Below are 22,394 nucleotides of genomic sequence, written 5' to 3' on the forward strand. Positions count from 1 at the left end.
TGCGGATGACAGGAATCGAACCTGCACGCCGTGAAGCACTAGATCCTAAGTCTAGCATGTCTACCAGTTCCATCACATCCGCATTCTGGTAATCCCTATTTGGGACGGCAAATATACACACTTTTCAGATATTACAAATTCTTTCTGAAATAAAAATTGCACCTTTCTTATCTTTACGTAAAATTTGCAACAAATGAATACTAAAACTTATGTTGATCAACACAAAGATCGATTCATAAATGAACTGATAGATTTACTTAAAATCCCTTCTATCAGTGCTGATCCGGCTTATAAAAATGATGTTATTAAAACCAGTGAGGCTATTAAAACCTCATTAGAAAAAGCTGGCTGTGATCATGTAGAAATTTGTGAGACTCCAGGTTATCCTATCGTTTATGGAGAAAAAATAATTGATAAAAACTTACCTACTGTTTTAGTTTATGGACATTATGATGTTCAACCACCAGATCCAGTAGAACTTTGGGACAGTCCACCATTTGAACCAGTTATTAAAAGTACAGAACTACATCCCGACGGTGCCATCTTTGCGCGTGGTGCCTGTGATGATAAAGGTCAAATGTACATGCATGTCAAGGCCATGGAATACATGACAGCCAATAATGAACTGCCATGTAACGTGAAATTTATGATCGAAGGCGAAGAAGAAGTTGGTAGCGAGTCTTTAGGTTGGTTTTTAGAACGTAATCGCGAAAAGCTAGCTAATGACGTGATTCTAATTTCTGATACAGGAATGATCGCCAAAGATGTTCCTAGTATTACAACTGGTTTACGTGGCTTGAGCTATGTAGAAGTTGAAGTTACTGGCCCTAATCGTGATTTACACTCAGGTCTTTATGGTGGTGCTGTTGCAAACCCTATCAATATATTATGTGATATGATCGCGCAATTACATGATGAAAACAATCACATCACTATTCCTGGATTTTATGATAAGGTAGAAGAATTGAGCATTGAAGAGCGCGCAGAAATGGCAAAAGCGCCTTTTTCTCAAGAGGCTTACAATAAAGCCTTAGACATATCGCAAGAGCATGGTGAAAAAGGCTACACTACAAATGAGCGCAACAGCATAAGGCCTACTCTAGACGTAAATGGAATCTGGGGTGGTTATACTGGTGAAGGTGCAAAAACGGTAATCGCAAGTAAAGCATTTGCAAAAATATCAATGCGACTAGTTCCAGACCAGAACTGGCACGAGATAACAGAATTGTTTCAAAAACATTTTGAAAGCATTGCCCCAGCAAGTGTAAAGGTTAAAGTAAAACCTCATCACGGTGGTACTGCATATGTAACACCTATCGATTCATTAGGTTACAGAGCAGCTAGTGCAGCATATGAAGATACATTTGGAAAAACACCTATACCGCAACGTAGTGGTGGTTCTATTCCTATTGTTGCTCTTTTTGAAAAAGAATTAAATTCTAAATCTATTCTTATGGGCTTTGGTCTAGACAGTGATGCTATTCACTCGCCTAATGAGCATTTTGGTGTATGGAACTACCTTAAAGGTATTGAGACCATTCCTCATTTCTATAAACATTTTACTGCAATGAGTAAATAACAAAAGAAATCATTTAAATTAAAATTCCCATTCAGTTAATGAATGGGAATTTTTTATATACGCTTTCGCGAAAGCGTAATAAGATTAATTTAAAGCAAGATTTAAAGCTACCGTAAATATCTGACCTGTACCACTGAAACGCTCTACCCAAACCTCTATATAATCATTAGGCTCTAGGTCAAAAACACCTACAATAGGCACTGCGCTGATATCTCTTATTGTGGTAGCACCTACGGTCGCACCGTCAGGCACTACTTTCCACACACCAGTTTGATCTATTACAGTAGGAACAGCATCTCCAGCTCTACCACGTGCTATGTAAAAGATATATCGATCTCCAGGAGTATTTCCTTCAAATGAAACACTGGCAGACACGTTAAAAAATCGTTTTTTCTTCCCTTCATAGACGACCCTATTATCACTCGAGCTTGAAAAACGGAACAAATTATTTGATGTGGTAGCTCCTGCTAATTTTTTAGGAACACCATTAGAAGAAAAAGTTGTTGACGCACCGCCACCTGCGGTAAAATTAAAATTAATATCACCTACAGCTTGAGCATCTGTTTCTAATGGGATACCAGAACAATTTACATTCCAATCCTTAGTAAAATTAAATCCTGCATAGGTACCTGTAGTATAAGGATTAATTAATGTTCCAGCACCTACAAAACTAAGTTGAGATAGCGTGGCATCATTTACAATTGCAGGATTTGCACTTACATCAATACCGGTTTCCATATTATCTGCCTCGATACGTCCACCATTCATTTGTAGATTTGTAAAAGAGCCTAACAGTTCCATAAAAGTCCCTGTATTTGAAGACGTCCAAAATATATTACTGACAAAAAAACTATTGATATCATTTATAGTAAAGCCATCGTCGTTATTCACATATTGCGTGACACTTAAAAATACTGTACTCAGGCCATCGATGGTTCCTACTTTACTGGCATTTGTAATAATTGTATTATTAATAAGCAATAATTCACCTGTTGCAGTAGTATTAATGTCAAACAGCTGTTTTTTTGAACCCATAGGAATACTACCAGATAAGGTTAAATTACGTAAGCCACCACCTTTTGAACCTTCAAAAAGGCTACCGCTGGAGTTATTGATAAGAATATCTTCAGAAGAATCTACACCTTCTATATAAGCCCCATTTAAATCGATAGGAAAATCAAATACGATCGTCCCATTAATTTCATAAAGGTAATCTGTATTTAACAAGTACTTTGATCCACTTCCGGCAGTAAGCTCATCAGCGAGGTCTGAAATATCTTTAACTAGTTTATAATTATCTCTACGTTGACTTTTAGAGAGGTAAACCCAATCCGTACCATCATAAAATTGAAATGCATTTAGTGAGGTATCAAAGATGATTAATCCTGTGGCAGGACTAGCAATTGCTAGTTTTTGTGCAGTAGTCATTCTGGGCATCAGAACACCTTCGGATTCAGAATAAATGTGCAAAATTGAACTTGGGTCTGGTAAGTCTGTATTAATTCCAACCTGGGAGCCGGCGAAATATACACTTAACAGCATAAATGTTGTAAATATAGCTTTCATAATAACAGTTTGTAAAATAAAAATACCATTATCATAAATACAAAATCCTAGACTGCTTATCCATGGTTAAATAACGACCTGTTTTTAATAAAACATTACATTTTTTAACATTAAATAGTGAATAATATTTACTCTTTAACGATAAAACTAACAAATGTTACATGATGATTTAAATTTTCATTAGTAGTCAATTATTTGCTTACCGATTATATAATAAAAGTAGCTAGATAAGTATAACTGCAACAATTAATAACATTTACAAGATTTAATCAACTGATATTAAGACCTATAAAATTTAAAACATAAGACATTACATTAAATAAAACGCCTCTACACTTGTAGAAAATAAAATTTACTCTACATTTGTAGAATACATTCTAAAATTGTAGAGCATGAAATTGTCTAAGACAGAAGAAGAACTTATGAGTCACTTATGGAAGCTTGAAAAAGCATTTATGAAAGACTTACTAGAAGAATATCCAGAACCTAAACCTGCCACAACCACCATTGCTACTTTATTAAAGCGCATGTCTGATAAAGGTTTTGTAGGTTATGAACTATTCGGTAAAAGTCGACAGTACTTTCCTCTGGTAGAAAAGACAGCTTATTTCTCTAAGCACGTTAATAATTTGATTAAAAATTTCTTTAATGATAGTTCATCACAATTTGCCTCATTTTTCACTAAAGAAACTGATTTAAGTAAAAAAGAATTGGAGGAACTGCGCGCTATTATAGATCAACAAATTAAAAAGAAATAATTATGGAACATTTCTTAATCAACAGTTCTACCTGTTTATTTGTGTTATGGTTGTTTTACAAACTAGTACTTGAAAACACCTCATGGCACCAATGGAAAAGATACTATTTACTAGCTTCTATTTTAATTGCGCTTGCCATTCCATTTATTGTTGTAAAAACCATAGTAATTCCTATTGAAAATGGTCCCATGATAGATTTTGCGACCTCTACCGTAGTCACTGAGATTGTTGCTCAACAACAATTACAACTGGACTGGAAATCCATGATTTGGGCAATATATGGAATAGGAGTTTTCATCATGCTTTGGCGATTTATCAAAAACCTAAGAGCATTCCGTATTCAAGAACAAGATGAAGTGAGTCCCTATAGCCAGTACCAGCTTATATTGCGCAATACATTCACTGTTCCACATTCTTTCTTGCAACGTATTTTTGTATCTAAGAAACAGTATGAGCAAAACCTTATTCCTACCGCTGTATTAGAACACGAGAAAGCTCACTTAGATCAAAAACATTCCTTAGACATCCTTTTCATAGAGATGCTATTAATATTGTTTTGGTTCAATCCACTTTTATATATCATAAGATTTTCCATTAAACTTAATCACGAGTTCCTAGCAGATAAAGCAGTCATTGATCAAGGAATGGACACAGTAGCATATCAAACAACCTTACTCAATTATACCCAGCACAGTCATAGTGCCGCACTAGCAAACACTTTTAATTTTCCTATCATCAAAAAAAGATTCCACATTATGAAAACACAAACATCACAAGCTAGTTTAATATTTAGAAGCCTAGCACTAATCCCAATTCTTGCATTACTTACAATAAGCTGTGGAAAAGAAGAAACAGAATTTCAAGAAATAGAAGAGATTTTAGAAATTGAAGAAGTAGTAGATAATAGTCATAAAACAGAAATTATTGAGGTATATGAAGTGTTAGAGAATTTAACTCCAGAACACATAGAAGAATACAATAAACTAGCTATTAAGCATCAAAAATATATGGATGAGAATAAATCCTTAATTGTTTTTAAAGATGAAACTCAACATATGCAAACCATTTTTCATTCTATGAGTGAAGATCAACAATCATCTAATCAACCATGGCCATATCTAGGAAGAGGTAATAACTTAAAAGCAGGACAAATACCGCCACCGCCGCCACCTGCACCAAGTGCCATTGAATATATAAATAAACACAAAAATGAATTAAATTATTATCTAAGAGAAGATCAAATAACAGCAGACATAGCCATAAAAATCATAAAAGAAGTAGGACAGGCAGGCGTAGAAATAAGTCCAGACGATAAAGGCGTAATGTCTATTAAAATTCTAGAAACTGAGCACAATAAAGAAAAATTGCCGCCACCGCCGCCACCTAGAAAAACTAAGACAGTAAGTGAAAAAGAATTTGCCATATATAATGACTGGGCAAAAAAAGTCAATGAGCAAAATAAAGTAGCAAAGCAAAATGGCAACAATGAATATGCGATCATTAAACAGGAAGACTTTGAAAAGTACAAATCTATATACGATAGAATGAGTACATCTCAAAAAAGTGAAGCACAACCATTACCTACTATACCGCCGCCGCCAGCTCCTTTAAATCAACAAGGCTACATAAAAGTAGACGAAAAGATTTATTTCTACACAACCAAAACAGGAGATCAAAACCTCTATGATCGTAAAGGAAATGTAATTAAAATAAAAGGCAAGAAAGTGACCCAAATAGATCCAAATGATTTACCACCGCCACCACCACCTGCAAATGAGTCACAACAATTATCAAATAAAGAATTAGAAGAATACAACTGGCTTTTAAACAGACACAAAGAGTTTTTAAAAAATGAAAAAAGAATAGTAGTTTTTAAAGCAGACACCAACCGTATGATTTATCTATACAACTCAATGAGCTTAGAACAGCGATCAAAAAATCAGGCTTGGCATTATTTGTATAAAGTAAATAAAGAAAAAGCTGCAAAAATTTTACCACCGCTCGTTCAATAGATAAATCATAACTTAATATTCTTCAAAACATTATGGTAATCGTAATATATAATGAACTGAAATCATTTAACTAATAACATGCTATACTCCAAGTATAAAATAGAAAGACAGATTAAGCATAGTTATATTTATGTTGACTATTAAGATTGTTATGAAAAAAACCATTTAACCGTAACAATCTGAAAATTATTGCGTTATTAATGAGAACCTAAACCTCAACGATATGCAATCCTTTTTCATATTCTGCAGTGGAGCAGACACGACCATCCTAGATCAAAGTAGTGAAGGCGAACGTACCAAATATGCCGGTATAGGCGCTACGGTATTTTTTACAGCACTTATGGCTTTTTTTGCCGCTAGTTATGCACTTTACACGGTTTTTGACAGTTATTGGATTGCTGGAGCATTCGGTTTTGTTTGGGGTTTATTGATTTTTAATCTGGACCGTTACATCGTTTCTACACTCAAGAAAAGCGACAAGAAAATCAACGAGATTTGGCAAGCTACGCCTCGCATTATTCTAGCCATAATCATCGCTGTGGTGATTTCTAAACCGCTTGAATTAAAGATTTTTGAGAAAGAAATTGATCGCGTGCTTCTGGAAGAAAAGAACCAGATGACTCTGGAGAATCAGGAACAGGTAGCACAGCTGTATGCGGTTGAGGAGTCCGCTTTCGCGAAAGCGATACAAGACCTAAAAACAGAAATAACCACCAAAGAAGTAGAGGTAAACGCACTCTACAACAATTATATTACAGAGGCCGAAGGAACTTCTGGTACCAATAAATTAGGTAAAGGACCTGTCTATAAAGAAAAACGTGAAAAGCACGACGCCGCTCTATCAGAGTTAACAGCGCTGAAAGAAAAAAATACCGAAAAAATCGCGAGTATAGAATCGCAAATCGCAGCTTTGCAACAAAATGAGGCCACACAATTAGCAGAATCACAACCTATTATAGACAATTTTGACGGATTAATGGCACGTATTGAGGCCTTGAACAAACTACCATTTCTAACTTCTTTCTTTATTTTCTTGCTATTTCTAGCGGTAGAAACCTCTCCTATTATTGCAAAAGTTCTAGCACCTCGCGGCGAGTACGACCTTAAACTAGCAGAACGCGAAGAATTAGTAAAATCATGGGTGACGCAGCAAAAACAACAACAAGATGTCCTAGTTCAAACCGACAAAGAACTCAACAATAGAGTCTATGCCGATATTGCCGAGGAAGATGCGCTATATGCCTACAAGAAAAAAATGGCCCGAGAACTCATGCAACAACAAGCCGATGCCTTTTATAAAAAACAGAAAGGAATTTTGGGGTAATAGCTAGCTATGGACTGAAAAACTCAATTTCTTAGTCATCTACAATACCCATTTTCCTTAACAAGAAACTAGCATTCATATTTGTAGCAATTCCATCCTTAAAGGTATAGTCAAAAGTGAGCTCATCGTTAGTGATGTCTGCATCAAAAAAGTAGTTAGAGATACTATCATATTCATTGGCAACTTCAGTAAGGCTTAAATCGTGTGTAGCGATAATTCCAGTGGCGTGTTTTCTAGAAAGCTTCTCGATCAGTTTTCTGGACCCATTTGCTTTGTCTTGACTGTTAGTTCCTTTAAGGATTTCATCTAGGACGATAAAGTAACGTTCTGTCTCTATTTTATCTACTATGTATTTTAAGCGTTTTAATTCACTAAAGAAGTAACTCTCATCATCAGTTAAAGAATCGCTGGTTCTCATACTGGTAATGAGTTTAATTGGACTATAAATCATAGATTGTGCACATACCGGTAGTCCAGCATTTGCCATGACTATTTTCATAGAAACAGTTCTTAAGAACGTGCTTTTACCTGCCATGTTTGCACCGGTAATAATGAAAAATTCACCGCTAGCAATGTTGATATCATTTCCGATTGCTTTTGCAGGATCAAGTAAAGGATGTCTCGCATCGATTACTTGCATTTTAAAATCACCACTTTCAATAGTAGGATAGACATAATTCTTATGATTATAGGCAAAATTTCCTAGCGAGTTCATAGCATCTATTTGTGCTACCGTATCTAACCAATTTTCTATATGATTTGCATTTTCATTTAACCACTTTTCAATAGTATGTACTTGTTTCAAATCCCATAGTCCAAAACCGTTTGCAAGAACGCCAAACAACATATTATTACGTTGATCTAATCGCCCTATAGCTGCTGCAAGCTCTTTAAATCTTACAGATGCAGGTGCATCTCCTACCATTATCCTAGACTTTAATTCTAGGAGCAAATCACTTTTAAAACTTTCTTTTTCTATTGCGAGAATTAATTGACTGTACTGCTGGAAAAATAATTCTAAAGAACTAATATTTGCACTGAAAGCTGTAATGCGCTTTATGTACTTACCAGTAACCGCTAGTCCTCCAAAAAATACAGCTGAAAAAACATAACCATTTACCCAATTATTAAAATAGGCAACTCCTAATGCGATAGACACCACAAACCAAACCCAAGGTAGCCAAGAATATATTGAAGGTACAAAAGCCTCATAGCTTTTAATCCAGGCCAGCATCCCTTTAGGGTCTTTCTCATTATTAAGAAGTGTCGCTGTTGCTCCATAGTTATGTCTGAAATCTATCTTCTCAGATAATTCCTTAATAGCTTCTTGTTTTTGAGAAATCCCTGTTAAATCATTAGATAAAAACTGAGCAGCTAGTGTCGCGACACCATCTTTAGTAACACTTCTATTTAAATACTGAAAAAATGAACCTGGACCTAATAAATCTATGTCTCGACTGAATTCATGATTATCTTTTAAAAATTGAGAACCATCTGGTCTATCATAGAATTTGCGATCTAGAATCTTTAACTCTAGCTCATTGCGATCTAGCAAAGCCTGTTGAAAATCTCTTCTTCTCCTTAAATTCTCGTGTCTAGATACCAAAAACAAAAACACAACAAAAGTTACTATCGCTATTATAACAGCAACCTGCCACTGCGCCCATAAAAAGTATATACCTGCAGCACCAGCAATAAACAGTAATAATCTTATCGTACCCGATAAACGTAATTGATTCTTAATAGAATCTCTATGTTCTTTAAATTGAGCAATACGCTCTGTATAGAATGATTGTAAGGTCTCTTTCAATTATAAATTTTTAAGGTCTTCTTTTTGAGCTCGTGTTAATTTTCCTACAACTAACTCATAACTATGATCGATCCATTTTTTAAGCTCTGAAGTACTCATAGCTTTAACTATAAAAATAGTGTTCCAGTGTTTTTTATTACTATGAAATCCACCTATGACAGTGCCATCATATTCTTCTCTTAATTCAATTGCTTTTTCTGGATTGCATTTTAAATTAATGGCTGGCTCGCCACGTTCCCATCGATCTAGTCCTGTGAGGCAAAACATTTTGCCCATAACTTTAAACACTAATGTCGATTCATCAAAGGGAAACTCTTCAGTTACCGCTTTTTTAGACATGCAATAATCTCGCAACTCATCAATATGCATTAGGATTCTATTTTCTTTTGAGGCTCAACATCGTTAAGAATAAGTGTCGTGTAGTCTAGTTTCCATCCTATTGTTGCCGCAAGTCCTTCCATAAGTTGAATGGTCTGTAAAGCTTCTTTTCTAGCTTGATCTAACAATCCACTTTCTGGTATTTTATCTATAATATGCTGTTTTGCATTGCGCGATATCTCCGTTAAGTCTTCACTAGTGAAATAGTTTGCCCAACCTTCTTTCTTATCATAGTAATTAAAATCTGTTTCAATACTTAACACTTGAGGTTGTGGGAAGTTGGTGAGTCGTATCGTCTTTGAATTAGGATCACTGTTCATCTCAATTTTAGTAAGATCAAAGCCTATGTGAGCCTTTGCATTAATAAGAATAATAGCCTTTTTCTTTCCTAACAAAAGACTCATTAATTTCTCCTTTACATTCTCATAGTGATAGATTTCTGCAAAATCTCCTTCTACGGTAATGAATTTACAAACAGAGCGGATTTTCTCCATAAGCACTACGCTTTGCTCTCTAGTATTTTCTTTTTTACCCATCTTGCCCGTAAGCATTTTGAACACAAAAAAGGCCACTACAGCTCCTACGGCAAGTCCTACAAATAGTAATTCCATATTCAAATTTACAATATCTTATACAGAATAGGACGCGATGGTGCCGCATCATTTTCTAAAGGTGCTACTTGTAAATCGATCATATACAGTCCATCTCCTACAGTGTCGGGAACATATATAAATTCAGTGATGGTTGCATCTAATCTTTGGTCACCATTAAAATCCCAAAATGCCTTATGAGCTAGTAAGGCTCCATTATCCTTTTCTTTATCTACGCTAGGAAGGTCTATAAGGATGTGCTTGATTCCGCTTTCGCGAAAGCGTATCATCGTTTCTTCCAGGATATAAGGTGGATTTGTATTAGAATAGTTCTTTGAGTTCTTTTGCTCTCCATTAGGCAACGTACGGATGATGATAGCTTCTACTCCAGATTTTAAGTCTTGAAAATGTTGAGGAGTTATGACTTGATCTTCTCCTTGCTTATCTGGCTCTACAGAAAAAATTTGCGCTTTAAAAAAGGTTTTATCTAACGCTTTATTCACGCTATAAAATTGCTCTGTAATATGACCTATACACTCGGTATGCGTCCCATGACTGTGCGGATTAAAATGTACATTATTAAAATTTGTTGAACCACCCAATTTTACATTTCCCACATAACCATCTACCTCAACGTGCTTAATTTGTGGTTGATCGATATACCATGCTCCTACTCCAGCATTATCTTGTACCGCAAGGCTAATGTCTATAGGTTGCGATAAATCAATAGTGACTTTTTCGTGTTTTAACTGTATAGTGGTTTGCATAGTAGTCGTCTGTGTATGGCAAGAATTAAGTAGGAATAAAAATAGAATCAGTTGATATCTCATGTTATTCTTTTTGCGGAACGTTGAAATCGATATTGAAAAAACTAAGATATCCAGCTAGAGATCCCATACCCATTTCTTTGCGACGTGCATCTACGTTTTCTGGATCTTGCAGCTCATATAATTCATAAGTACCGTCTGTATTCATCATTACTTGAGATCCATATAATTGTGGTAAACCATCATCCATAAGCATACGATCTTCCATAAGTGCGACATCTTGTTTTTCAAAAAGCCCATCTTCCATTCCTTTTTTAATCATAGGAAAGTATTTCTTACGTTTATCTGCACTGGCGTGTTGTATGACTAGCCATATAGCAGAATAGCCTAGTTTACCGACGCTTTCTGGTGCTGGCATGCCACATTTACCCAGGATTTGCTCTACCGCGGTTAGATTAGCCTCATCAATTGAAGCTACATTAAGATTGTCTGCACGAGAGTCTTGATCTCTTAAATAGATATTTTGCAATAGTCCACCTAAATTATCACAGTTGATATCTCTTGCACCATTTCTTAATAATGGAGTAGATTTTTGTGCGATACGGACTTTATCAGAATCTTGTAATTGCACTTTAACTAGAACACTATCAGAATTAATCATCCAGTCTGCAAATGGTAAATCATTTGAGAGTGATTTTCTTTGTTCCTTAGATAACTTTTTTCCATCTAGACTATAATAGGTAACATCACTAGGGATGGTGATTTGATTCTTCTCAACCATTTCCATCATTTGATCATAAGTAATTGCGGTAAGCTTAGTTTCTTTATCACAGCTTATCATACTAATAGAAATAAATAATAATATAACCAGTTGATGATATTTCATAATTTATGTTTTAATTTAAATTGAGCATGAATAACTCACTAGCGATTCCATCACTTAAAAATTTACCCTTACGAGTTACCATTAATGTATCGCCATCTAAATATAGTAAATGGTCTTTTAAATAGCCCGCTGCTTGATCCAATAAATAATCTTTAAAATTAACGCCATATTCCTGTTCTATTTTATTTAAAGAAATCCCATAAATAGTGCGCAAACCAGTCATGACATATTCATTATAACGATCTACTGTTGTCAGTTCTTCTATCTCGATAGGTAATTCACTAGCTTGAATAGATTTAAGATACTTTACATTATTATTAATGTTCCAGCCACGTCTTTTCCCATCAAAACTGTGTGCACTAGGTCCTATACCTATATAACTTTTACCGGTCCAGTATGCGGTATTATTTTTTGAGAAATAACCTTCTTTACCAAAGTTTGAAAACTCATAATTGCTATAACCGTGCAGTTGCATCGCATCAAGAAGTATATGGAAATGCTCTTGGGCGAGTTCATCATCTACCTTAGGGATAAGACCTTTTTCTATAAATGATTTAAGAGCCGTATTATCTTCTACGGTTAAAGCATAACTGGATATATGCGGTATTTTTAATTCTATCGCTTTATAGATATTTTCTCTCCAGCGGTCTGCAGTCATATCAGGAATTCCATAAATCAAGTCTATAGAAATATTGTCAAAATAAGTTTGTGCTTGAACGATACAAGAAAGTGCTTCTTGGGCATTGTGAGCCCGATTCATCAGCTTTAAATCTTCTTCATAAAACGATTGAATCCCTATACTTAAACGATTTACTGGCGAGTCATTAAGTTGTGCTAATTTCTCTTTATTAAGATCATCTGGATTTGCTTCAAGAGTGATTTCTGGATTGTCGCTAACTCGATAATGGTGATAAATGGTATCTATGATTTGATTGATTTGAAATGGCTCAAGCACACTAGGCGTTCCACCACCAAAGTAAATGGTTTCCACAGTGGTTTCTTGATATTCGCTTTTGCGTAAGCGTATTTCATCACATAGCGCAGTAACGATATCATCTTTATACTTCATATTTGTACTGAAGTGAAAATCGCAGTAATGACAGGCTTGCTTACAAAATGGAATGTGGATATAAATACCGCTCATGTTTGTAAAGGTAAGTTCAATTAATATAAAGACATAAAAAAAGCAGCTCGATATCGAGCTGCTTTTGTAAATGAAATCATTCTAATATTACAAATCAAATCGCATCTGGAAATAAACGTAACGTGGTAATACAAATGTTTGTGTAGTAGACGTGGCTATCTGACCGAAGTTATTATTAACATTCACCTCAGCATTAAGTAGATTTGTTGCAATCAATGAATATTGCCATCTAGAAGAAGGTTTTTGATAACGTATAGATGCATCTAAAAATTCAAATGTGTTTTCTTGACCATTATCTGATGAGAAATCATTTAAATCATAACTACCTCTCAATAACCATCGTTTCCCTAATTGCCAATCGATACCAGCACTATATACATTAGTAGTAGAGTTATTCTCAAATCCACCATTATCACTATCATTAAAGTTAAGTCTATAACCTAAATCAAAGTTGACTCCTTTCTGGAAATTAGACCTAGCAGTCGCTCCATAAGTTTGATTAATGTTAATCGATTCTTGCTCAACATTATTAATAATGTTATTACGACTAGACCAGCTACCACTAGCTGAAACTCCAAATTGAATCTTTCTTATTTCTTTTCCATAAGACAAACTACCGTTTAAAGATTCATTAGGCAATCCAAAGTTTATAGGAGCACTAATCTGGTTAATACCATCCAACTGTGTTTGCGACTGTATAGCGTCACGTTGCTTGGTGTAAGTAATATTTCCAAATATGGTTGTATAATTAAACATGTTGAAGTTGTTATATCTTAACGATATGCGATCATTTAATGATCCTTCTAATTGATTATTACCACTACGCAAACTGTTATAGTTTGTAAATATGATACCTTCTGCATAGTTATCAATATCTGTAAATGTTACTGTTTGATCATAAGATAATCTCAAAGATTGAGAACTCTTAATGTCATAACGAACTTCAAGATCCGGAACTATACGTTGTGATTCAATAACATTCTCTATATCATTTTGGAAATCTAGTGTTCTGAAGCTATGTGCTGTTACACCTGGTGTAAATGTGAATTTTCCAGTAATAAATTTATAATGTACGGCTGCAAATAAATCAGTAAAATTGTATTGCACATTATCATTACGTAATGAAGGGTCTTGCAACTCGTTTCTTTCTTCAGTATCTGTAATTTGAAAAATATCAGAACTGAAGTTTTGTTGAGAAACTGTAGATCCTAAAGTAAAATTGATATTACTAGTTTTATTTAAAACATAGAAGTAATCTAATTTTGCATCGATTTTGTTTGTGTTCACAAAACGCTCTTGATTGATATTATAAGGATCTGCAGACTCTAGTCCTAATGCTCCGTTAAATGGTTCTGGATCTTGCTGATCTCTAATATTACGAACAGCATTATAGAAGGGATCTTCTTCTTGATTTAGAAATTGAGATTCTAAAGCAAAAATGTGCTTTTCTCCAGCTGTGTAGTATGCATTTAAGGACTGGTTATATGAAATAGGTTTCTGACTATTTACCTGATCAATATCTTCTACTACACCAGATCGACTAGATGTAAAATCTGTGACTTGACTTTGATCTGAAATATTGATACGACCATCATAATTAATAGATAAATCAGAGTTAGGATTATAGTTTGCACCTAATTTAAATAAACCTACCTGATTGCGTTCTAAAGCTCTATCATCAGTTTCTTCTACTAATCCACTATCAATAAAGGTATTACTATTTAAAACTTTTGTTCGTGTATCTGTACTAGATAAAATAGCAAATGCGCTCATATCTAACTTATCACTTACTTTCCATGATGCATTACCGGCAAGAAACTTACTATCTATGGAAAGAGCTCTATTGGTTGCGAAGGCATTAAAAGTACTAGCAGCATTTACATTTATCGATGCATTGTTTTGTCTAGTATCGCGACGATTAAAACCTATAAATCTAAAATAATCTCTACCTGTAAATGCAGGAGTACCTAAATTATTAAAGTCTGTCAAAATATTAACAGAGAAATCTTCACTATAATAAAATGCTTTTGGCTGAATTAGATAACGCTCTGCCTGTCCTCCATATCCTGCTCCTACCGTAGCTTCTCCAAACCAGAATTTCTTTTTTCCTTCTTTCAGTTTAATATTAATCACATAACGATCTTGATCATTACCTAATCCCTTTAACTGTGATTGATTGTTATAATTTTTTAGTACTTGTACTTTACTTACCGCGTCTGCTGGAATATTCTTTGTAGCTAGTCTAGAATCTCCTTCAAAGAAATCTTTCCCTTCTACTTGAACTTTTTCAACGACCTGACCTTCTACGGTAATATCACCATCATCATTCACCTCAACACCTGGCAGTTTTTTAAGAACATCACCTAGCTTATCTTCAGTACCATTTGTAAAACTGTCTGCGTCATACACGATAGTATCTCCTTTAATAGAAACTGGCATTTGATAAGTAAGATTAATAGCATCCAACTCATCTGCGCCAGCCATCATCACAAAGTTTTTCACAAGATCTCCTTGTAATTTTTCTACCTTTTCCTCGATTTGTTTTAGACCTAGAAAAGATACTTTAATTGTATAGGTACTATCTTGTTTAAGACCTTCTAATTTATATTTACCTTCTTGATTTGTTATACCGAAAGCGCCAAGGTTTTTATCTTGTTGATAAGCGATCACGTTTGCCATTTGTAATGGTACTCCTAGACTATCAACAACAGTACCTGTGATTTTATAATTTTGTGCCACTGCAGTACTTATACAAAGTAATGCGACACATAATAAGAGTATATTTTTTTTCATATGAATTAAATGCACGTTGCATTTTATTTTTTTGGTTAAAGAAATGCGAGAAGGTTTATCTCGCATATCATACATATTTTAAAAAAGAGAGTTTTACTAACGACCGCGACCACGACCGCGACCACCGCTCCATCGTTGTCTCATCTCTTCCATTTTTTGCTTCAGTGTAGCGTCATATTCCTCTTGCGTTACCACATCGCCTTTTTTTGCAGGCTTGATCTCTTCACGTTCTTCTGGATTAATCGTGATTTGTGAACATAACAAAGTAGTATTACCAGCATTAACCTCTAGAATTAAACCCGGTAAGCCACCATAAATATCTGGACCATGTTGAACTGGTATTTCTGGAGTAAACCACGCTGTAACCACTATTTCATCTGGCTTTTCAAACATTTCAGTTAAGTCACCAGTTGCTTGTGCTATACTGTCCTTTTTCTTTTGAGCAGCTTCTTCTTCAGCATTTCCACCACGTCTTCTTCTAAAATTAGTCCAGTCAAATTCACCACTAGGCATTGTAGCCGTCGCTTTCATCGCTGTATAATTCCCTATTTTTCTAGATTCTCCAGTTATTTTCCACTCTAATTGTGGTAAAGAATCTTGAATTAAAAAAGTTTTACCCATCATATCGCGCTGCTCTGTATACATGCCTTCATTGATGTTTTTATACTTTTCACCAGCCATCATCGTTCCCATCATGCCGCCCCAACCGCGACCTTGCCCTGGCGCTTCAAGAGCTACCTCTTCTTTATAAGTTGACTCTGTACGATTAAACTTGAGGACATATGTCTTTTCAGTCATTTTCTTCATGTTTTCTTCAATACGCTTGCGACGCTCTGGAGTCATCTCGCGATCTCCTTCCATCCAGCTATTGTCCATTTTAACTTTAGACATGTAGGTAGCCTCACCATACATTTCTTGAGCATTAATTGTTGTAGCACCTAGCACTACTGCAATAAGAAGTAATATTTTTTTCATAGTCTTTTCAATATAATCTGGCTAAAATTAGCCAGACGCTTTCTTTTAAAAGTTAAGACTATCAAAAAGTAGGATGGTTTAATTATCCTCCAATAGATATGACTCTAAAACTACCATTTCCTGAACCTCTATTTTTCATCATCTCCTCAGATTTCTTTTTTTGTAATGCGTCAAAGTCCTCTTGATTGATTTTCTTACCACTTCTAGGCTTTTTTAGGTCTAGTTTTTCATCAGGATTTAGAACAATCTCTTTTAATAATATGGTGGTTTCCTGCTGCTGTACCTCGACAATTAGACCAGGCAGGCCATGATATTCTCCAGGACCATTACTTACAGGTATGTCTGGTGTATACCACGCTGTTATAGTAGGATCTGCCTCGACAACCATAGAAGTAATACTAGTATTAACTTCATCATCGTTATCATCTTCAACTTCTTCTTCAACTTCTTCTTGTTCAATCGGTACATAAACAGCTTTAAAACAGGTATACTGCCCTATCTTTTTTGTTTCGCTCAAAAGTTTCCATTCATAACTAGGTAATTTATCTATTATGACAAAATCTTTCCCCATGATGTTACCTTGTTTGATGTAGCTATTCTCTTCGATATTTTTATAAATAGTGCTACCTACTCCACCACTGGCAGAAAAGGAAATAGAAATTCCATTAGTAGGTTTACTAGGTGTTGCGAGTTGTTTTACTTTATCATATGATGATTCTGTTCTTGTAAATTCAAGCGTATATTCCTGTTTACTTCCTTTTTTTAACTGTTCCATCATAGCCTTTACTATGGGATCGCTTTCGGCTTTCTTAGTCATCGTTGAATCCTCTGGTAGATCAAACTTTGTAAATGCGATGTAGGTTGCTTTTGCTTTAAATTCTTGCTGAGCCTGTGCGGTATACGCTTTCGCGAAAGCGAGAATTAAAAAGCTAATCAAGGTAATTTGTATAGGTTTCATAATCGTTGTTTTTTGATGACTCAAAGATGTAGTAATTTACTCAAATACAGCGTTAACCAACGTTAACGAGTGTTAACTCGTTTTTTTACAAGCCTTTATTATTGCACCTTTGATATTATGAATGAGAGATCTTATAGATATTTACTTTACTTAATTAGTGCTGTAATTGCGATAACACTAGCGATACAGGTGTACTGGAATTATAAAAATTATAAAGAAAGTGAACGCCAGTTAAAAATAGATTTACAAACCACACTAGACCAAAGCGTCGAGGATTATTTTACTCTACGTGCAAAAAATAACACCATAAGCTTTATAAATAATGGTGAAAATGAATTTGGAATCACAGATGTATTTGAACAACTAGATTTTGAAGATCTAGATGAAAATGATGAGTTAAGATTTCCAGATAGTGTTAATATTAAAGGAATTACAATATTAAAAGGCGTACGGGCAGATACCTTACCTAGATTTAAAGTAAAAGCAAATAATGATTTACCAGATATCCATATTACAGATAAAAAAGGAAGTGATTCTACATCTGTAAAAATATCAAATATCAAATTTACAGATGATAATACTGAAACAGAGATAGAAGAACTTACTAATCGTATCGTGTTTTCTATAAAGTCTAATAAATTAAGAGTTGAAAAAGTAGATAGCCTTTTTAAAAATCAACTAAAGTCAAAAAACATTACTATCAACCATCAACTGGTTTATACAACACCTGATTCTACTTACCAGACCAGTACTAATTCTTTCCCTGGTAATGCTCTTACTAGCCTATCAGAGCTTATTGATGACGAGAACAAGCTCGAATTAATCTATAACGGTTTAAATACTAACGTTTTAAAACGCAATCTTACGGGCATACTATTATCTACATTATTAATCACCAGTATTATTTTGTGTCTATTCTATTTATTAAATATTATAAAGAGACAAAAAAATCTAAATGTGATGAAAAATGACCTCATCTCAAATATCACCCATGAATTTAAAACGCCTATTGCAACAACCAGTGCTGCTCTAGAAGGCGTGCAAAACTTCACAAATACAGGTGACATAGAGAAAACTGATCGCTATCTTAATATGGGTCGCGAGCAACTGGACAAGCTTAATAATATGGTAGAAAAACTACTAGAAACAGCAAGTCTAGATGGTAAAGAACTAGCCTTACAAAAAGGTGAGTTGATTATCGCTGATATGATAAATGCTCTAATTTTAAAATTTAAACCACAGACCACAAAATCTATTGTTTTTATAGACCACACTAATGATTCAAGTTTTGTAGGTGATGGGTTTCACCTTGAAAACGCTTTCAATAACCTGATTGATAATGCTATCAAGTATGGTGGAAAAGATATACAGGTTGAACTTTATAAATCTGTACTGGAATATGAACTGATAATTACGGATTCTGGAAACGGATTATCAGCCAAAGACGCTAAACAAATTTTCAATCAATTCTATAGAGTACCTAAAGGCAATGTACATGATGTGAAGGGTTTTGGGATAGGATTATATTATACAAAATCTATTATAGAAAAACATGGTGGCTCTATAACTGTAACTACTAGACCTAGTACTCAATTTAAAATAGTCTTACCTCATGAATAAAGAAAAGACACATATATTACTAGCCGAGGACGAGCCAGCACTAGGTATGATCATTAAGGAAAGTCTGGAAACCAGAGATTTTAAAGTAACCCATTGTCTCAATGGTATACAGGCATATGTAGCTTTTGAAAGCTGTAAACCGCAAATTGCAGTACTAGATGTGATGATGCCAGAGTTAGATGGTTTCTCATTAGCAAAAAAAATAAGATTGATTAATGAAGAAATGCCTATTATTTTTTTAACAGCAAAATCGCAGACAGAAGATGTCCTAGAAGGTTTTCATGTAGGAGGTAATGACTATCTTAAAAAACCGTTCTCAATGGAAGAACTTATCGTGCGTATTAATAATTTACTCTCTAGACAACAGACCCAACAAACCGCTGCCGTTTATCAAATAGGTGACTACAGCTTTAACTTCCCACAACAACGATTAGCTTACCTAACTCAAGAACCTATTAAATTAACACATCGAGAAGCACATTTATTATATCACCTTTTAGAAAAGAAGAATACCGTTTTAGATCGCACTTTTATTCTTAAAAAGCTATGGGGCAACGATGACTTTTTCTCTGGCCGTAGTATGGATGTGTTTATTTCAAAACTGCGTAAAAAACTAGCGCAAGACTCACAAATAGAGATCGTAAATGTGCGTGGTTATGGTTATAAACTTATCGTTCCATAGCAACACGACATACTACTTTCATGTTGCAAAAATTAATTAAAATAATTGTTTGTATTTTTCCATTAATGAAATGGACGATTTTGCTCTTTTTAATAAGCTCGTATCATATACAGGCTCAAATCCCTACTGATAATAGCATATCATTATCATGCGACTCTTTTTATGGTGTGGATGACTTTATGAGTATTTATTATAGTACTGATAATGTATTGTATAAAAAATCAGAATCTAAGCGATTAGAGTTTTTTGACATACAACTAGGTGATATTACTAGTGTAGACATCATTAATCCATTAAAGATATTAGTATTCTATAGAGATACACAAACACTAGTCTTTTTAGATAATCGTTTAAATGAGCAACAACGACTCAACTTTAACATTCTTAAACCTCAACGATTTATAGAACATGTACGACTAGCTGGCGAGCGACGTTTGTGGTTATATAATCTAGACCTATCCAGGTTAGAGCTTTATGATTATACAAATAATAAGTTAGTGAATAGCACTACACCTATAAAAGAACCCGTTATAGAGATGCAAAGCGACTATAATTTCTGTCATCTAATCACTGAAAAAGGCATCATAACTTATAACACTTATGCCAGTGAAACGAGCCGTATAAATGAAGAATTAAAGCTACCGGTAGCCTTTGACTTTGAGCAACTGGGCTTTCAAACAGACAGTGGCTGGAAATGGTATCGGTTTGACAAAGAATTTCGCTTTCGCGAAAGCGAAATCACCACATCTTTTTCTCAAGAATACTCGCCAGAATCGCTTTATCTAAAGGGTGGAAAACTTTATCTTTACCACCAGAAACGCTTGCACGTTCAAACTATCAACCTGAAGAAATCTTAATATGCACATAGCTGTCGCCGGAAATATAGGAGCTGGAAAAACTACTCTTACAAAACTACTTGCAAAACACTATAAATGGACACCTCAATTTGAGGACGTTCTAGAAAACCCATATCTAGAAGATTTCTATACAGACATGGAACGATGGTCATTTAACTTACAGGTGTATTTCTTAAATAGCCGTTTCCGTCAGGTATTAGAGATACGTGAGAGTGGTCAAAAGATCATCCAAGATCGTACAATATATGAAGACGCGAGTATCTTTGCGCCTAATTTACACGCGATGGGTCTATTATCTCAACGCGATTTTGACAATTACTCATCACTATTTGATTTAATGGAGAAGCTAGTTGCTGCACCAGATTTATTAATCTATCTGCGCAGTTCTATCCCTAATCTAGTAAACCAAATCCACAAACGTGGTCGCGATTATGAAAACACAATCTCGATTGATTATTTAAGTCGTCTTAATGAGCGTTATGAAGCCTGGATCCATGGCTATGATAAAGGAAACCTTTTAATCATAGATGTGGACAATATTGATTTTGTAAATAATCCTGAAGATCTAGGAGATATTATCAATAAAATTGATGCAGAACTTACTGGGCTATTTGCTTAGCATCTATACATTAGCAGACGTTTCAGTTATATAATCCATCCCATTTCACGGGCGTGAATTACAGCCTCTTTAGATTCTTGAACCAGTAGCATAGGACATATGGTAAAAGTATCTGCAATGGATTTTACTCGTGCCATTTTCTTATCATGATTCACAGATCTTAAATAGATAGCCATAATGCGGTCAGGATATTGCTGTGCAACGTCTTTATAATAATCGACATCATGCTCGCCACTATCGCCTATAAGAATGAAATTCATGTCTGGATAGTGCTTTAAAATATTGAGCAACTCATGTACTTTATGAGGACGTTTTAATTTAGGTGTTCTATCCCATGGTGTGGGAAAATCTCTGAGAAGAATAGGACCTTTAGGAAAACCATGAAAATCTAAGAACTTCTCGAGGTACTTATATAAATTCCATGGACTATTGCTTAAATAAAACATCGGGTTTTGATCATTACCAGATGGTCCTCGATGTAATAATTGATATAAACTTGCAGCACCTTTTAAAGGTAACCTACGATCATAGTTTTTAAAAAAAGTATTAAAAGCGACACGTAGTTTTAGAAAGCTGGTCACTCCAGTATGCATAATGGTATCGTCTATATCACTAATCACACCATAAACAGAACTATATGGCGGAATTAGTGTTTCACCATTGAAACTATTCTTGGTCAGACGTTTTTGTTTTCTCGCTTTAGCAAAAGCGGCATTATCCTCATCAAACTTTACAGAAAGACTTAAATATCCTTCTTCATCAGACAATTCTTCAAGGTCGATATCTACTGTAATATCAAATAAAAAATAACCTTCATGATCAGCCTTAGTTTCAAACTGTGTTCCATTGGGCAGCGTTAATCCTACTGATGCATTACGTATCTCATCCGTCTTAAAAGTACGCCAGGTGTTGCGTAAGGTCTGGTAAAAGGTTTGCTGCTCATAATGCTTGAGAGGTTGATCTTCTAGCGCACGACCACGTATGTATAAGTGGTTTTTACCACTATACGTACGGTATATATCTAAAATCCAAGGATCTCTTTTAAACAGTGCCATGATGTGAAAATAAGTAATAAA

19 protein-coding genes and 1 tRNA gene are annotated in these 22,394 nt (G+C 34.8%); 8 read left to right on the plus strand and 12 right to left on the minus strand.

From position 1 onward, the window contains the following. Nucleotides 1–82, minus strand: a tRNA-Leu gene (locus BST92_RS03855). Nucleotides 83–193: 111 nt separating this feature from the next. Between BST92_RS03855 and BST92_RS03860 the strand changes: the two genes are divergently transcribed. Beyond that, nucleotides 194–1,579, plus strand: coding sequence for a dipeptidase (locus BST92_RS03860; RefSeq protein WP_105070264.1), 1,386 nt, complete (start codon nt 194–196; stop codon nt 1,577–1,579). An 84-nt stretch (nt 1,580–1,663) separates the two neighbouring features. Here BST92_RS03860 and BST92_RS03865 read toward each other — a convergent pair whose 3' ends face one another. After that, a complete protein-coding gene (locus tag BST92_RS03865) occupies nt 1,664–3,145 on the minus strand; it encodes a cell wall anchor protein (RefSeq protein WP_105070265.1) in 1,482 nt (493 codons plus the stop codon). A gap of 392 nt (nt 3,146–3,537) precedes the next feature. Here BST92_RS03865 and BST92_RS03870 point away from each other — a divergent pair, with 392 nt between their 5' ends. From BST92_RS03870 to BST92_RS03880, 3 genes are all read left to right on the plus strand, one after another. Beyond that, the gene (locus BST92_RS03870; RefSeq protein WP_042286348.1) at nt 3,538–3,903 is read left to right on the plus strand and encodes a BlaI/MecI/CopY family transcriptional regulator; all 366 of its coding nucleotides are present in this window, start codon (nt 3,538–3,540) and stop codon (nt 3,901–3,903) included. A gap of 2 nt (nt 3,904–3,905) precedes the next feature. Then, nucleotides 3,906–5,915, plus strand: a complete 2,010-nt coding sequence (locus BST92_RS03875) for a M56 family metallopeptidase (protein WP_105070266.1) — start codon at nt 3,906–3,908, stop codon at nt 5,913–5,915. Between the two features lie 223 nt (nt 5,916–6,138). Then, nucleotides 6,139–7,239 (plus strand): DUF4407 domain-containing protein, encoded by a 1,101-nt coding sequence (locus tag BST92_RS03880; protein WP_105070267.1) that lies wholly within the window; start codon nt 6,139–6,141, stop codon nt 7,237–7,239. Nucleotides 7,240–7,270: 31 nt separating this feature from the next. On the opposite strand, the gene BST92_RS03885 is transcribed toward BST92_RS03880, so the two are convergent. The 9 genes from BST92_RS03885 to BST92_RS03925 form a co-directional block, all read right to left on the minus strand. Next, nucleotides 7,271–9,049, minus strand: coding sequence for a MutS-related protein (locus tag BST92_RS03885; RefSeq protein ID WP_105070268.1), 1,779 nt, complete (start codon nt 9,047–9,049; stop codon nt 7,271–7,273). Then, entirely contained in the window at nt 9,050–9,418 is a 369-nt protein-coding gene (locus BST92_RS03890; RefSeq protein ID WP_105070269.1) for an MmcQ/YjbR family DNA-binding protein, read from the minus strand. Then, nucleotides 9,418–10,038: a DUF4230 domain-containing protein gene (locus BST92_RS03895; RefSeq protein ID WP_105070270.1), complete on the minus strand. Its 621-nt coding sequence runs from the start codon at nt 10,036–10,038 to the stop codon at nt 9,418–9,420. Before BST92_RS03895 ends, BST92_RS03890 begins: the two co-directional genes overlap by 1 nt. Before the next feature lie 8 nt (nt 10,039–10,046). Then, on the minus strand, nt 10,047–10,847 hold the full coding sequence (locus BST92_RS03900) for a cyclase family protein (RefSeq protein WP_245910857.1): 801 nt from the start codon (nt 10,845–10,847) through the stop codon (nt 10,047–10,049). Between the two features lies 1 nt (nt 10,848). Then, a complete protein-coding gene (locus tag BST92_RS03905) occupies nt 10,849–11,670 on the minus strand; it encodes a DUF6624 domain-containing protein (protein WP_105070272.1) in 822 nt (273 codons plus the stop codon). Between the two features lie 10 nt (nt 11,671–11,680). Continuing rightward, nucleotides 11,681–12,814: a radical SAM family heme chaperone HemW gene (hemW, locus tag BST92_RS03910; protein WP_105070273.1), complete on the minus strand. Its 1,134-nt coding sequence runs from the start codon at nt 12,812–12,814 to the stop codon at nt 11,681–11,683. 87 nt (nt 12,815–12,901) lie between these two features. Then, nucleotides 12,902–15,607: a TonB-dependent receptor gene (locus tag BST92_RS03915; protein WP_105072191.1), complete on the minus strand. Its 2,706-nt coding sequence runs from the start codon at nt 15,605–15,607 to the stop codon at nt 12,902–12,904. Nucleotides 15,608–15,703: 96 nt separating this feature from the next. Then, nucleotides 15,704–16,582, minus strand: coding sequence for a GLPGLI family protein (locus BST92_RS03920; protein WP_105070274.1), 879 nt, complete (start codon nt 16,580–16,582; stop codon nt 15,704–15,706). Between the two features lie 82 nt (nt 16,583–16,664). After that, nucleotides 16,665–17,540, minus strand: coding sequence for a GLPGLI family protein (locus tag BST92_RS03925; RefSeq protein WP_105070275.1), 876 nt, complete (start codon nt 17,538–17,540; stop codon nt 16,665–16,667). 117 nt (nt 17,541–17,657) lie between these two features. Between BST92_RS03925 and BST92_RS03930 the strand changes: the two genes are divergently transcribed. From BST92_RS03930 to BST92_RS03945, 4 genes are all read left to right on the plus strand, one after another. Then, nucleotides 17,658–19,160, plus strand: a complete 1,503-nt coding sequence (locus BST92_RS03930; RefSeq protein ID WP_105070276.1) for a sensor histidine kinase — start codon at nt 17,658–17,660, stop codon at nt 19,158–19,160. After that, entirely contained in the window at nt 19,153–19,842 is a 690-nt protein-coding gene (locus BST92_RS03935) for a response regulator transcription factor (protein ID WP_105070277.1), read from the plus strand. The genes BST92_RS03930 and BST92_RS03935 overlap by 8 nt, the downstream gene beginning before the upstream one ends. A gap of 65 nt (nt 19,843–19,907) precedes the next feature. Further along, nucleotides 19,908–20,699: a hypothetical protein gene (locus tag BST92_RS03940; RefSeq protein ID WP_211292431.1), complete on the plus strand. Its 792-nt coding sequence runs from the start codon at nt 19,908–19,910 to the stop codon at nt 20,697–20,699. Nucleotide 20,700: 1 nt separating this feature from the next. Next, nucleotides 20,701–21,318, plus strand: coding sequence for a deoxynucleoside kinase (locus tag BST92_RS03945; protein ID WP_042286377.1), 618 nt, complete (start codon nt 20,701–20,703; stop codon nt 21,316–21,318). A gap of 26 nt (nt 21,319–21,344) precedes the next feature. Here BST92_RS03945 and BST92_RS03950 read toward each other — a convergent pair whose 3' ends face one another. After that, nucleotides 21,345–22,373, minus strand: coding sequence for an App1 family protein phosphatidate phosphatase (locus BST92_RS03950; RefSeq protein ID WP_105072193.1), 1,029 nt, complete (start codon nt 22,371–22,373; stop codon nt 21,345–21,347). Nucleotides 22,374–22,394 lie beyond the last annotated feature (21 nt).

The organism is Nonlabens arenilitoris, assembly GCF_002954765.1.
GTDB lineage: Bacteria > Bacteroidota > Bacteroidia > Flavobacteriales > Flavobacteriaceae > Nonlabens > Nonlabens arenilitoris.

Bases quoted from the DNA above. Each gene is read 5' to 3' on its own strand.
- BST92_RS03860 (WP_105070264.1), top strand. From the start codon at position 194: ATGAATACTAAAACTTATGTTGATCAACACAAAGATCGATTCATAAAT.
- BST92_RS03865 (WP_105070265.1), bottom strand. From the start codon at position 3,145: ATGAAAGCTATATTTACAACATTTATGCTGTTAAGTGTATATTTCGCC.
- BST92_RS03870 (WP_042286348.1), top strand. From the start codon at position 3,538: ATGAAATTGTCTAAGACAGAAGAAGAACTTATGAGTCACTTATGGAAG.
- BST92_RS03875 (WP_105070266.1), top strand. From the start codon at position 3,906: ATGGAACATTTCTTAATCAACAGTTCTACCTGTTTATTTGTGTTATGG.
- BST92_RS03880 (WP_105070267.1), top strand. From the start codon at position 6,139: ATGCAATCCTTTTTCATATTCTGCAGTGGAGCAGACACGACCATCCTA.
- BST92_RS03890 (WP_105070269.1), bottom strand. From the start codon at position 9,418: ATGCATATTGATGAGTTGCGAGATTATTGCATGTCTAAAAAAGCGGTA.
- BST92_RS03895 (WP_105070270.1), bottom strand. From the start codon at position 10,038: ATGGAATTACTATTTGTAGGACTTGCCGTAGGAGCTGTAGTGGCCTTT.
- BST92_RS03900 (WP_245910857.1), bottom strand. From the start codon at position 10,847: ATGAGATATCAACTGATTCTATTTTTATTCCTACTTAATTCTTGCCAT.
- BST92_RS03905 (WP_105070272.1), bottom strand. From the start codon at position 11,670: ATGAAATATCATCAACTGGTTATATTATTATTTATTTCTATTAGTATG.
- hemW (WP_105070273.1), bottom strand. From the start codon at position 12,814: ATGAGCGGTATTTATATCCACATTCCATTTTGTAAGCAAGCCTGTCAT.
- BST92_RS03915 (WP_105072191.1), bottom strand. From the start codon at position 15,607: ATGAAAAAAAATATACTCTTATTATGTGTCGCATTACTTTGTATAAGT.
- BST92_RS03920 (WP_105070274.1), bottom strand. From the start codon at position 16,582: ATGAAAAAAATATTACTTCTTATTGCAGTAGTGCTAGGTGCTACAACA.
- BST92_RS03925 (WP_105070275.1), bottom strand. From the start codon at position 17,540: ATGAAACCTATACAAATTACCTTGATTAGCTTTTTAATTCTCGCTTTC.
- BST92_RS03930 (WP_105070276.1), top strand. From the start codon at position 17,658: ATGAATGAGAGATCTTATAGATATTTACTTTACTTAATTAGTGCTGTA.
- BST92_RS03935 (WP_105070277.1), top strand. From the start codon at position 19,153: ATGAATAAAGAAAAGACACATATATTACTAGCCGAGGACGAGCCAGCA.
- BST92_RS03940 (WP_211292431.1), top strand. From the start codon at position 19,908: ATGAAATGGACGATTTTGCTCTTTTTAATAAGCTCGTATCATATACAG.
- BST92_RS03945 (WP_042286377.1), top strand. From the start codon at position 20,701: ATGCACATAGCTGTCGCCGGAAATATAGGAGCTGGAAAAACTACTCTT.
- BST92_RS03950 (WP_105072193.1), bottom strand. From the start codon at position 22,373: ATGGCACTGTTTAAAAGAGATCCTTGGATTTTAGATATATACCGTACG.